The sequence below is a fragment of the Salmonella sp. SAL04157 genome (assembly GCF_046551635.1).
In the GTDB taxonomy this organism is placed as follows: Bacteria; Pseudomonadota; Gammaproteobacteria; order Enterobacterales; family Enterobacteriaceae; genus Salmonella; species Salmonella enterica.
Genome location: NZ_JBGDVS010000004.1, coordinates 153,539 through 165,082, shown reverse-complemented (window position 1 = coordinate 165,082; position 11,544 = coordinate 153,539). Strand labels below are relative to the sequence as shown.

The window sequence follows — 11,544 nt, the reverse complement described above, 5'->3', positions numbered from 1 at the left end:
TTGCACCTCAGTTAAAGAGTGGCAAAGGACTTGAGAGGTAGCCTCAAATCCCTTCGCCGGCATTATCCGGATCAGGTTCGACGGGTATTTTCTCAGCGCGCGCATGAGCGCGGCACCCCGTTGAGTTCGGCGTTAGTGTAGTGATTTTGTTGCCGGGCAGCAATTAAGAGCTGGCTTTTAAGGGTCCGGCGGCGCAAACCACGCCGATTTAAAATCAAACCAGCCGAGGGTATTCATGCGCAGCCCGCGCATACTGCGCTGTCCCTGGATAATCAGCCAGTGGTGGATCAGCGGCACAATCGCTTTGTTGGCCAGCAGTTGCTGGCACCAGTTCGCCAGGTTCATCTTGCCAGCGCGCCACTGCGCGGCGTCGTCCTGCCAGTCGCGCGGAATGCAGTTCTGCAAGAGCGGTACTTCGCACAGGTGCGCGAACAGCGAGAAATCCAGCGGCAGCGTAAAGTTAGCGCTATTGAGCCAGATATCGCTTTCGATCTCGCCGGCGTGCCATTGATCGTAGTCGATCTCCTGAATATGCAAATGCACCTGATGTTCAGCCAGAAGCGCGCTCATGATACGGGCGATAACCCGGTGCTCAATGTGTTCGCGATAGAAGGTCAGCGTGAGGGTTTCCAGACCGGCGGGTTTTTCGCCCGGGCCTGGACGGGCGTGATGCCAGCGCGGTAAAAGCCCATAGGCCGGGAACCAGAGCTGCTGTAGCGGTTCATCGGCATGATAGAGTAAATTGGTGGGGGAGAGGACGTGGCTTACCCATTCTCTGACCTGCGGATGCGCGCCGCGCGGCGTTCTGGCGTCGAATAGCAGGTAATAGCACCCCTCTTCCAGTCGGCTTTCTATCGCTTTTTCACCGCCTTGTATCGGCCCTTCCAGCATCAATCCGCAGGCCGGTTCTTCACTGATATCCGGCAGTACCCAGACGTTCACTTCGTCTATCAACGCCCGATAGCCGAAGTAGTCATCAAAGGCGAGTATCTTGAGCTGGTTCGGCGTATTACGCCGCACGGCATAAGGCCCGGTGCCGATTGGGTGGCTGGCGAAATTAGCCAGCGTTTCCCACTCCCGCGGCAAAATCATCGCCGGGACCTGGCCCAGCAGCCACGGCAACCAGCGATCCGGCTGGGAAAGATGAATATCCAGCGTCCACGCGGTAGGGGAATCTATTTTTGTGATGTGCGAGTAAAGCGGAAGCGTATTGATACGCGTCAGCGAGGCGATGACATCTTCCATCTCCAGCTCGCGGCCATGATGAAAATGAATGCCGGGGCGCAGGTAGAAGCGCCACAGTAAAGGGGAAATTTGCTGCCAGTGGTGCGCAATGTCCGCTTCCAGTTCCCCGTTTTCCTCATTTACCCGCGTGAGCGAACTGAAAATTTGCCGGGCAATATGAGTTTCCGAGCGACGTAATGCGGTTCCCGGCAGGAGATTGTGCATCGGACGATAGTAAAGAACCCGCAGAATATGCCGCCCCTGGCGGAAGCTGCGTCCCAGATGGGAAATCAGCATTTGCCTGACAGCGCTTTTATCGCCGACCAGTTGTACCAGTTGATCGATTCGATCTTGTTCCAGCAGGTCTTCCGCCCGCTGCTGTTGCAGCGCCAGTCCGGTATACAGGAACGTCAGACGCGAACGCTTTCCGCGTCCAACTTCGGCTTCCCATGTTAGCCAACCGCGCGCCTGCATCGTATTTAGCAGCGTACGCATATGGCGACGCGAACAGTTCAGCAGATCCGCCAGCTCATTAAGCGTGGTGTCTTGCGTTTTACCGTCACAACATTGCCAGAGACGGATAAATTGTTGTTGCAGGCGACCTGAGGGCATAAAAGGGGAACTCCGATGAAAAACTCAGCAATTTTATTATCCCTATATTAGGCCAATAATATCTTTCGATGAAGCAAGAGGAAGAGGTCACTATGCACCAGTTCTGGTTGAGATATTTTGCCGCGACGGAAAAAACGTCCTGGCTGGCTTGCCTGAGCGCGCCGCAGCGCTTAAAAATGCTCGCGGAACTGATGCAGTGGGAGGCGACCGATTGAAGCCAATTGCAGACATCATGTGTGACTGAGTATTGGTGTAGGCGATAGCCTAAAATCACCCGCCAGCAGATAATACCTGCTGGCTTTTTTTATTTCGGCTGTTTCTGTGGTCACGCAGGTGGTGACCGGGCGAGTAAAAATCGTATAAAAAATGCCGGAATATCCCCGGCATGAGCGACTGATGAGTAACCCGGAGCTTGATGGCGCTACGCTTATCAGGCCTACAGAATATAATGGCAACCGGGTGATATTGCATAACCTGTAGGCCCGGTAAGGCGTGAAGGGTTACCGCATAAATGCCGGTTGTTTATTTTCGTAGGCGGCAATCGCGTCTTCGTGCTGTAGCGTCAGCCCAATGCTGTCCAGACCGTTCAACATGCAGTGGCGGCGGAAGTCGTCGATTTTAAAGCTGTAGGTCTTATCGCCTGCTTTCACCACCTGTGCTTCCAGATCCACTTCAAATTTAATGCCCGGATTGGCTTTCACCAGGGCAAACAGCTCATCGACCTGTGCGTCGCTCAGGGTTACCGGCAGCAGTTGATTATTGAAACTGTTGCCGTAGAAGATGTCGGCGAAGCTTGGCGCGATCACCACTTTAAAGCCGTAATCGGTCAACGCCCACGGCGCGTGCTCGCGTGACGAGCCGCAGCCAAAGTTTTCCCGCGCCAGCAGTATCGACGCGCCTTGATATTCCGGAAAGTTCAACACGAATTCCGGATTTGGCTGTTGGCCCTTTTCGTCCAGGAAACGCCAGTCGTTAAACAGATGGGCGCCAAAACCGGTGCGCGTAACCTTTTGCAAAAACTGTTTAGGGATAATTGCATCGGTATCGACGTTGGCGGCATCCAGTGGGACAACCAGGCCGGTATGCTGGGTAAATTTCTCTGCCATGGTAGTTTCCTTATTTGATGCTGCGAATGTCGGCGAAGTGGCCGGTAACGGCGGCAGCGGCGGCCATCGCCGGGCTGACTAAATGCGTGCGACCCCCGCGGCCCTGACGGCCTTCAAAGTTACGGTTGCTGGTGGATGCGCAGCGCTCGCCCGGGTTCAGGCGGTCATTATTCATGGCCAGGCACATGGAACAGCCCGGTAAGCGCCATTCAAATCCTGCTTCGATAAAGATCTTGTCCAGACCTTCCGCTTCCGCCTGCGCTTTCACCGGACCTGAACCCGGCACCACCAGCGCCTGCACGCCAGGCGCGACTTTGCGCCCTTTGGCGACTTCCGCCGCCGCGCGCAAATCTTCAATACGCGAATTGGTACAAGAGCCGATAAAGACTTTATCAATAGCAACGTCCGTTAACGGTACGCCCGGCTGTAAGCCCATATAAGCCAGCGCTTTTTCGGCGCTGGCGCGCTCAACCGGATCGCTAAAAGAGGCGGGATCGGGGATGATGTCGGTGACGGAAATCACCTGGCCCGGATTCGTGCCCCAGGTCACCTGCGGCGCGATCTCTTCTGCTCGCAGGGTGACGACAGTATCAAAGGTCGCGCCGTCATCGGTTTTCAGCGTTTTCCAGTACTCGACGGCTTCGTCAAAATCGCGGCCCTTCGGCGCGTGCAAACGCCCTTTTACGTAGTTAAAAGTGGTTTCATCCGGGGCGACCAGACCGGCTTTGGCGCCCATCTCAATCGCCATATTGCACAGCGTCATGCGGCCTTCCATACTCAGCGCGCGGATAGCGTCGCCGCAAAATTCAACCACGTGCCCGGTGCCGCCGGCGCTGCCGGTTTTACCGATGATCGCCAGCACGATGTCTTTGGCGGTAATGCCCGGTGCGGCGTTGCCCGTGACTTCAATCTTCATGGTTTTAGCGCGCCCCTGTTTCAGAGTTTGCGTCGCCAGTACATGTTCTACCTCAGAAGTGCCGATGCCGAAGGCCAGCGCACCAAACGCGCCGTGGGTGGCGGTGTGGGAGTCGCCGCAGACGATGGTCATGCCCGGCAGGGTGACGCCCTGTTCCGGCCCCATCACATGGACGATGCCCTGATACGGGTGATTCAGGTCATACAGCTCGACGCCGAACTCGTTACAGTTCTTAATCAGCTCCTGCATCTGGATACGCGCCATTTCACCAGAAGCATTAATGTCTTTAGTCTGCGTCGAGACGTTGTGATCCATCGTGGCGAAGGTTTTCCCTGGCTGACGTACCGGACGATGGTGCGCGCGCAGACCGTCAAACGCCTGCGGAGAGGTGACTTCATGCACCAGGTGGCGGTCGATGTACAGCAGCGGCGTTTCGTTTGGCGCCTCAAAGACCACGTGGGCATCAAATAATTTTTCGTATAACGTTTTGGCCATGATTACACCCCTTCTGCGACATAGCGGGCGATAATATCGCCCATCTCATCGGTACTGACTGCGGCAGCGCCCCTGGCTAAATCGCCGGTGCGAACACCCTCTTCTAATGCGCGATTGATCGCCTGTTCAATGGCCGTTGCCGCATCGTTGGCATCCAGGCTGTAGCGCAGCAGCAGCGCCAGCGACAGGATCTGCGCAATTGGATTGGCGATATTTTTCCCGGCGATATCCGGCGCGGAGCCGCCAGCCGGTTCATACAGGCCAAACCCTTGCTCGTTCAGGCTGGCGGAGGGCAACATCCCCATTGAGCCGGTGATCATGGCGCATTCGTCGGACAGAATGTCGCCGAACAGGTTAGAGCACAGCAGTACGTCAAACTGCGACGGGTCTTTAATCAACTGCATGGTGGCGTTATCGATATACATGTGCGCGAGTTCCACATCGGGATACGTTTTCGCGACATCATTGACGATTTCACGCCACAGGATAGAGCTTTGCAGTACGTTGGCTTTATCAATAGAGGTGACTTTACGGCGGCGTTTACGCGCCGATTCAAAGGCGATACGGGCAATGCGCTCGATCTCAAAGCGGTGATAAACTTCGGTATCAAAGGCTTTTTCGTACTGACCGCTGCCTTCACGGCCTTTTGGCTGTCCGAAATAGATCCCGCCGGTCAGCTCGCGCACGCACAGGATATCGAAACCGTTAGCGGCGATATCGGCGCGCAACGGGCAAAATGCTTCCAGTCCCTGATACAGTTTCGCCGGACGCAGATTACTGAATAATTTGAAATGTTTGCGCAGCGGCAGCAGGGCGCCGCGCTCCGGCTGGCTTTCCGGGGGCAAATTTTCCCATTTCGGGCCGCCGACGGAGCCAAACAGAATGGCATCCGCCTGCTCGCACCCTTCAACGGTGGCTTTCGGCAGTGGATGACCATGATTGTCGATAGCAATACCGCCGACGTCATAGTGGCTGGTGGTGATACGCATATCAAAACGGCTGCGTACCGCATCCATAACTTTCAGGGCTTGCGCCATGACTTCCGGGCCGATACCGTCGCCCGGCAGTACGGCAATATGATAGTTCTTCGACATTACACGGTTTCCTTGTTGTTCTCTTTATTTTGAGCTTTGCGTTGCAATTCTTTTTCAACTTCGGCTGCGCGCCAGATATTGTTCAGTACGTGCACCATCGCTTTGGCGGAGGATTCGACGATATCCGTCGCCAGCCCGACGCCGTGGAAGCGGCGACCATGATGGTTCACGACGATATCGACCTGACCCAGCGCGTCTTTGCCCTGGCCTTTGGCGTTCAGGTCGTATTTAACCAACTCAACGTCGTAGCCAGTGATGCGGTTAATCGCCTGATAGATGGCGTCGACCGGGCCGTTGCCGTTCGCCGCCTCGGCCTTGATCTCTTCACCACAGGCCAGCTTCACGGAAGCAGTGGCGATATCGCTGGAGCCGGACTGCACGCTGAAGTAATCCAGACGGAAATGCTCTGGTTCTTCTTGCTGTTTATTAATAAACGCCAGCGCTTCCAGGTCATAGTCGAACACCTGGCCTTTTTTGTCCGCCAGCTTCAGGAACGCGTCGTACAGGTGGTCCATGTTGTAGTCTGTGTCCTTGTAACCCATCTCTTCCATGCGATGTTTCACGGCGGCACGGCCAGAGCGGGAGGTCAGGTTCAGCTGTATCTGGTTCAGACCGATGGACTCTGGCGTCATGATTTCATAGTTTTCGCGGTTCTTGAGGACGCCATCCTGGTGGATGCCGGAAGAGTGGGCGAAAGCGCCGCTGCCGACAATCGCTTTGTTGGCCGGGATCGGCATGTTACAGATCTGGCTGACGGTCTGGCTGGTGCGCCAGATTTCGTGGTGATTGATATTGGTGTGTACGTTCATGATGTCTTTGCGCACTTTAATCGCCATGATCACTTCTTCCAGTGCGCAGTTACCGGCACGTTCTCCGATACCGTTCATCGCGCCTTCAACCTGACGCGCGCCCGCATGTACTGCCGCCAGCGAGTTGCCTACTGCTATCCCTAAATCGTCGTGGGTATGAACGGAGATGATAGCTTTGTCGATATTGGGGACACGTTCATACAGGCCGGAAATGATTCCCGCGAACTCAAACGGCATGGTATAGCCCACGGTATCGGGAATATTAATGGTTCTCGCGCCGGCGTTTATAGCGGCTTCCACCACGCGCGCCAGATCGTCAACAGGCGTCCGGCCAGCATCTTCGCAGGAGAACTCCACGTCATCAGTGTAATTACGCGCCCGCTTAACCATGTATACCGCGCGTTCGATGACCTCATCCAGCGTGCTGCGCAGCTTGGTGGCGATGTGCATTGGCGAGGTGGCGATAAAAGTATGGATGCGAAACGCGTCGGCGACCTTCAGCGCCTGTGCCGCGACGTCGATGTCTTTTTCTACACAACGCGCCAGGGCGCAAACGCGGCTGTTTTTAATGGTGCGGGCGATGGTTTGGACAGATTCAAAATCACCCGGAGAAGAGACCGGGAAGCCTACTTCCATGACATCAACACCCATGCGCTCAAGGGCCAGGGCAATCTGCAGCTTCTCTTTCGCGCTCAGGCTGGCCTGTAACGCTTGTTCGCCGTCGCGTAAGGTCGTATCAAAAATAATGACTTGCTGGCTCATGATGTGGTCCTTGTCTCCAGGGGCGCCTTGCGTCAGGCATAAAAAAACCCGCGCAACGGCGCGGGTTTTGTTTGACTTCGAGCTGACTTAATGTTGAATGCCGCCCACCGGTCTACCGCGCACAATAAATGCGTTGAGTAGTAGTAGCCCAGTGAAACGAACGATATGTGACATTAATTCAGCTCCAGCGAATGCGATATGCTTTTAGTGGTACTGGATATGCCGTTTAATGTCAACTCTGATTTCTGTCGCCATTGCATTTTGTTGACCATATCCGGATACGTACTTTAGCTAATTGTGCTGGGCTGCGCGTCCAATAAAGGATAAAAGAACGAGTGGACATTCATACTTTTCATTGTTTGAAATATTTAGGCATTTTTGTTTGCAAATTGGTTAGGGGAATGGCCTGTTAAAGGTATGCTAAAGGTTTGGTTTATCTTTTTGATTTATTTTATATTTTAACAAATAACCTTGTTTACTTAATGGATAAGGATAAAGTTATTGATAAATTAATGTTAACTTTTTAGCTATTAATAATATAAACATTTAATTGAAACTTAAATGATCATTCACTTGGTGTATGATTGTGTATTCGCCATAGTTATGGTTATATTGCTTGCGTAATTTAAACATTATGAATCGCAATGGTGTGACTCAGGACACATTACGCTTGCGCTGGCATTCTATTTGTCTCTGTCAGCGTCTTTATGTTTTCCGAATTTTAACGCTTTCCCTTTTTCTTATTTTATATGCATGGTAAATCATATTTTCAGGAATTATTTCTGCCTTCAGCCAGAAAAAGGGAGTTAAGCGTGACAGTGGAGTTAAATATGCCAGAGGTCAAAACCGAAAAGCCGCATCTTTTAGATATGGGCAAACCACAGCTTCGCATGGTTGATTTGAACCTATTGACCGTGTTCGATGCGGTAATGCAAGAGCAGAATATTACGCGCGCCGCCCACACGCTGGGAATGTCGCAGCCTGCGGTCAGTAACGCCGTAGCGCGTCTGAAGGTTATGTTTAATGACGAACTTTTTGTTCGATATGGACGAGGAATTCAGCCGACTGCCCGTGCATTTCAGTTATTTGGTTCAGTCCGTCAGGCGTTGCAATTGGTGCAAAATGAATTGCCGGGATCGGGGTTTGAGCCGACCAGCAGCGAACGTGTATTCAATCTTTGCGTGTGCAGTCCGCTGGATAATATCCTGACGTCACAGATTTATAATCGTGTAGAAAAAATTGCGCCAAATATTCATGTCGTTTTTAAAGCGTCGTTGAATCAGAATACTGAGCATCAGTTACGCTATCAGGAAACCGAATTCGTTATTAGTTATGAAGAATTCCGTCGTCCTGAGTTTACCAGCGTACCGATATTTAAAGATGAAATGGTTTTAGTCGCCAGCCGAAAACACCCGCGTATTAGCGGCCCGCTACTGGAAGGCGATGTTTATAATGAACAACATGCGGTTGTTTCTCTCGATCGTTATGCGTCATTTAGTCAGCCGTGGTATGACACGGCGGATAAACAGTCGAGCGTGGCTTATCAGGGCATGGCGCTTATCAGCGTTCTGAACGTGGTTTCGCAGACGCATTTGGTCGCTATTGCCCCGCGCTGGCTGGCGGAAGAGTTTGCGGAATCGCTGGATCTGCAAATATTGCCGTTGCCTTTAAAACTGAATAGCCGGACATGCTACCTTTCCTGGCATGAAGCGGCTGGGCGTGATAAAGGGCACCAATGGATGGAAGATTTATTAGTTTCTGTTTGTAAGCGATAAAACCGGGCAGAATAAATCAGAAACAAATTCTGGTTTATTCTGCTTTTTATCGTATATCAAAAATTTTATGCTGAATTAACGGTGAGCGATTCTTTTCGTCGCTGTGAAAAATAGATGAATTGCTGTAAGTCTGCATTTATAAGCGATTATTTATTACCTGGTGTGATTCAGACGGAGTATTTCTCCATTTCTTCTCTTCTTGCCTCCTGATTATTCTAACCTTCCCCATCTTTACGTCATTCCACCCAATTGCCAGGCGTGATAGCGAGCGGTTAAGGTGTCCGTCAAACCGTGATGACAGGTATAAAGTGGAGGCAAGCCGTGGAGATGTTGTCTGGAGCCGAGATGGTCGTCCGATCGCTTATCGATCAAGGCGTAAAGCAGGTGTTCGGCTATCCTGGAGGCGCAGTGCTTGATATTTATGATGCGCTACATACCGTTGGAGGGATCGATCATGTGCTGGTGCGTCATGAGCAGGCTGCGGTGCATATGGCGGATGGCCTGGCGCGAGCCACTGGCGAGGTTGGCGTGGTGCTGGTGACTTCCGGACCGGGAGCGACCAATGCGATTACCGGGATTGCTACGGCCTATATGGATTCCATTCCGCTGGTGATTCTTTCCGGCCAGGTCGCCACCTCATTGATTGGCTATGATGCCTTTCAGGAGTGCGACATGGTGGGGATTTCCCGACCGGTGGTCAAACATAGCTTCCTGGTCAAACAGACGGAAGATATTCCCCAGGTGCTTAAAAAGGCCTTCTGGCTGGCGGCAAGCGGACGTCCTGGGCCGGTGGTCGTGGATTTGCCAAAAGATATTTTGAATCCGGCGAAAAAAATGCCGTATGCTTGGCCGGAGACGGTCAGTATGCGCTCTTACAATCCCACAACATCAGGACATAAAGGACAAATTAAGCGTGCCTTGCAAACGCTGGCGTCGGCAAAAAAGCCGGTGGTCTATGTTGGGGGAGGGGCGATAAGCGCGGCCTGCTATGCGCCGCTGCGCCACATCATTGAAACCTTTAACCTGCCGGTGGTCTCTTCATTAATGGGACTGGGCGCGTTTCCTGCTACTCATCGCCAGTCGTTAGGAATGCTGGGAATGCATGGCACTTATGAAGCCAATATGACCATGCATAACGCCGACGTGATTTTCGCTGTTGGCGTACGATTTGACGACCGCACGACGAATAATCTCGCTAAATATTGTCCGAACGCGACGGTATTACACATCGACATTGACCCGACGTCCATATCCAAAACGGTTAACGCTGATATCCCGGTGGTGGGCGATGCCCGCCTGGTACTGGAACAAATGCTAGAGCTACTGGCGCAGGATGCGCCGTCTCAGCCGCAGGATGATATTCGTGACTGGTGGCAGCAGATAGAGATCTGGCGCGCCCGTCAGTGCCTGAAATATGACGCGGAAAGCGAAAGCATTAAACCCCAGGCGGTGATTGAAACCCTCTGGCGTCTGACGAAGGGCGACGCTTACGTGACGTCCGATGTAGGACAACACCAGATGTTTGCCGCCCTCTACTACCCGTTCGATAAGCCACGTCGCTGGATTAATTCCGGCGGGCTCGGCACGATGGGTTTTGGCCTACCGGCTGCGCTGGGCGTTAAAATGGCCCTGCCGAAAGAAATGGTGGTCTGCGTGACCGGCGATGGCAGCATACAGATGAACATTCAGGAGCTATCGACAGCCTTACAGTATGAACTGCCGGTACTGGTTCTGAATCTGAACAACCGTTATCTGGGGATGGTGAAACAGTGGCAGGATATGATCTATTCCGGTCGCCATTCTCAGTCTTATATGCAGTCGTTACCGGATTTTGTGCGCCTGGCGGAAGCATATGGCCATGTTGGGCTGCAGATTAACCGTCCGGATGAGCTGGAAAGTAAACTCAGCGAAGCCCTTGAGCATGTGCGTAATAACCGACTGGTGTTCGTCGATGTCACCGTTGATGGCAGCGAGCATGTCTATCCGATGCAGATTCGCGGGGGCGGGATGGACGAAATGTGGTTAAGCAAAACGGAGAGGACCTGATGATGCGCCGGATTTTATCGGTATTACTGGAAAACGAATCTGGGGCGTTATCGCGGGTTATCGGCCTCTTTTCGCAACGCGGATATAATATTGAAAGCCTGACCGTCGCGCCGACGGACGATCCGACGTTGTCGCGCATGACTATCCAGACGGTAGGCGATGAAAAAGTGCTTGAGCAAATTGAAAAGCAACTGCACAAGCTGGTTGATGTGCTGCGCGTCAGCGAGCTGGGACAGGGAGCGCACGTTGAGCGGGAAATCATGCTGGTGAAAATCCAGGCCAGCGGCTACGGACGGGAAGAGGTGAAGCGTAATACGGAAATTTTCCGTGGTCAGATTATTGACGTTACGCCAACGCTGTATACCGTTCAACTGGCGGGTACCAGCGATAAACTGGATGCTTTTCTGGCCTCGCTGCGCGACGTGGCGAAAATTGTTGAAGTGGCGCGTTCAGGCGTCGTCGGGCTTTCGCGCGGCGATAAGATTATGCGCTGAGCAGATTTGCCGGATGACGACGCGCGTGCGTTTTATCCGGTCTACAGGCTGATATCTGGCCCAGGTCCGATAAGCGTAACGCCATCAGGCAGGTTTGCCGGATATCAGCCAACAGGAATTATCGCCCAACCCAATATCACCGGTTGGGCTTTTTTTTGCGAAATCCGTGGTAACCCGGAATAAAAGCGGTTGCCGGAGTGATCAAACTGCG

General features: G+C 52.9%; 10 protein-coding genes and 1 riboswitch. Of the genes, 4 read left to right on the top strand and 6 right to left on the bottom strand.

Annotated features, from left to right (window positions below):
* Positions 1 to 30: 30 nt before the first annotated feature.
* Positions 31 to 130: riboswitch (TPP riboswitch) on the bottom strand.
* Positions 131 to 177: 47 nt separating this feature from the next.
* Positions 178 to 1,836 (bottom strand): HTH-type transcriptional regulator SgrR, encoded by a 1,659-nt coding sequence (gene sgrR / locus ACLJRE_RS10565; RefSeq protein ID WP_001139030.1) that lies wholly within the window; start codon positions 1,834 to 1,836, stop codon positions 178 to 180.
* A gap of 92 nt (positions 1,837 to 1,928) precedes the next feature.
* Here sgrR and sgrT point away from each other — a divergent pair, with 92 nt between their 5' ends.
* The gene (gene sgrT, locus ACLJRE_RS10560) at positions 1,929 to 2,051 is read left to right on the top strand and encodes a glucose uptake inhibitor SgrT (protein WP_000553886.1); all 123 of its coding nucleotides are present in this window, start codon (positions 1,929 to 1,931) and stop codon (positions 2,049 to 2,051) included.
* Positions 2,052 to 2,336: 285 nt separating this feature from the next.
* Here the strand turns inward: sgrT and leuD are convergent, their stop codons facing one another.
* The 5 genes from leuD to leuL all read right to left on the bottom strand — a co-directional run bounded on the left by leuD (position 2,337) and on the right by leuL (position 7,192).
* A complete protein-coding gene (gene leuD / locus ACLJRE_RS10555) occupies positions 2,337 to 2,942 on the bottom strand; it encodes a 3-isopropylmalate dehydratase small subunit (protein ID WP_000818267.1) in 606 nt (201 codons plus the stop codon).
* A 10-nt stretch (positions 2,943 to 2,952) separates the two neighbouring features.
* Positions 2,953 to 4,353, bottom strand: a complete 1,401-nt coding sequence (gene leuC / locus ACLJRE_RS10550; protein ID WP_001140632.1) for a 3-isopropylmalate dehydratase large subunit — start codon at positions 4,351 to 4,353, stop codon at positions 2,953 to 2,955.
* Between the two features lie 2 nt (positions 4,354 to 4,355).
* Positions 4,356 to 5,447 carry a 3-isopropylmalate dehydrogenase gene (gene leuB / locus ACLJRE_RS10545; RefSeq protein WP_000042325.1) on the bottom strand — a complete coding sequence of 364 codons (1,092 nt, stop codon included), beginning with the start codon at positions 5,445 to 5,447 and terminating at the stop codon, positions 4,356 to 4,358.
* The gene (leuA, locus tag ACLJRE_RS10540; RefSeq protein ID WP_000082819.1) at positions 5,447 to 7,018 is read right to left on the bottom strand and encodes a 2-isopropylmalate synthase; all 1,572 of its coding nucleotides are present in this window, start codon (positions 7,016 to 7,018) and stop codon (positions 5,447 to 5,449) included. Before leuA ends, leuB begins: the two co-directional genes overlap by 1 nt.
* Positions 7,019 to 7,105: 87 nt before the next feature.
* Positions 7,106 to 7,192, bottom strand: coding sequence for a leu operon leader peptide (leuL, locus tag ACLJRE_RS10535; RefSeq protein WP_001575587.1), 87 nt, complete (start codon positions 7,190 to 7,192; stop codon positions 7,106 to 7,108).
* 656 nt (positions 7,193 to 7,848) lie between these two features.
* Between leuL and leuO the strand changes: the two genes are divergently transcribed.
* From leuO to ilvN, 3 genes are all read left to right on the top strand, one after another.
* Positions 7,849 to 8,793, top strand: coding sequence for a transcriptional regulator LeuO (leuO, locus tag ACLJRE_RS10530; protein WP_410957385.1), 945 nt, complete (start codon positions 7,849 to 7,851; stop codon positions 8,791 to 8,793).
* 321 nt (positions 8,794 to 9,114) lie between these two features.
* A complete protein-coding gene (gene ilvI, locus ACLJRE_RS10525; RefSeq protein ID WP_000425622.1) occupies positions 9,115 to 10,839 on the top strand; it encodes an acetolactate synthase 3 large subunit in 1,725 nt (574 codons plus the stop codon).
* A gap of 2 nt (positions 10,840 to 10,841) precedes the next feature.
* The gene (gene ilvN / locus ACLJRE_RS10520; protein WP_001563086.1) at positions 10,842 to 11,333 is read left to right on the top strand and encodes an acetolactate synthase small subunit; all 492 of its coding nucleotides are present in this window, start codon (positions 10,842 to 10,844) and stop codon (positions 11,331 to 11,333) included.
* The last annotated feature ends 211 nt before the right edge of the window (positions 11,334 to 11,544 follow it).

Coding starts and splice junctions, on each gene's coding strand:
- sgrT (WP_000553886.1), top strand. CDS start 1,929: ATGCACCAGTTCTGGTTGAGATATTTTGCCGCGACGGAAAAAACGTCC.
- ilvN (WP_001563086.1), top strand. CDS start 10,842: ATGCGCCGGATTTTATCGGTATTACTGGAAAACGAATCTGGGGCGTTA.
- leuO (WP_410957385.1), top strand. CDS start 7,849: ATGCCAGAGGTCAAAACCGAAAAGCCGCATCTTTTAGATATGGGCAAA.
- leuL (WP_001575587.1), bottom strand. CDS start 7,192: ATGTCACATATCGTTCGTTTCACTGGGCTACTACTACTCAACGCATTT.
- leuA (WP_000082819.1), bottom strand. CDS start 7,018: ATGAGCCAGCAAGTCATTATTTTTGATACGACCTTACGCGACGGCGAA.
- sgrR (WP_001139030.1), bottom strand. CDS start 1,836: ATGCCCTCAGGTCGCCTGCAACAACAATTTATCCGTCTCTGGCAATGT.
- leuB (WP_000042325.1), bottom strand. CDS start 5,447: ATGTCGAAGAACTATCATATTGCCGTACTGCCGGGCGACGGTATCGGC.
- leuC (WP_001140632.1), bottom strand. CDS start 4,353: ATGGCCAAAACGTTATACGAAAAATTATTTGATGCCCACGTGGTCTTT.
- leuD (WP_000818267.1), bottom strand. CDS start 2,942: ATGGCAGAGAAATTTACCCAGCATACCGGCCTGGTTGTCCCACTGGAT.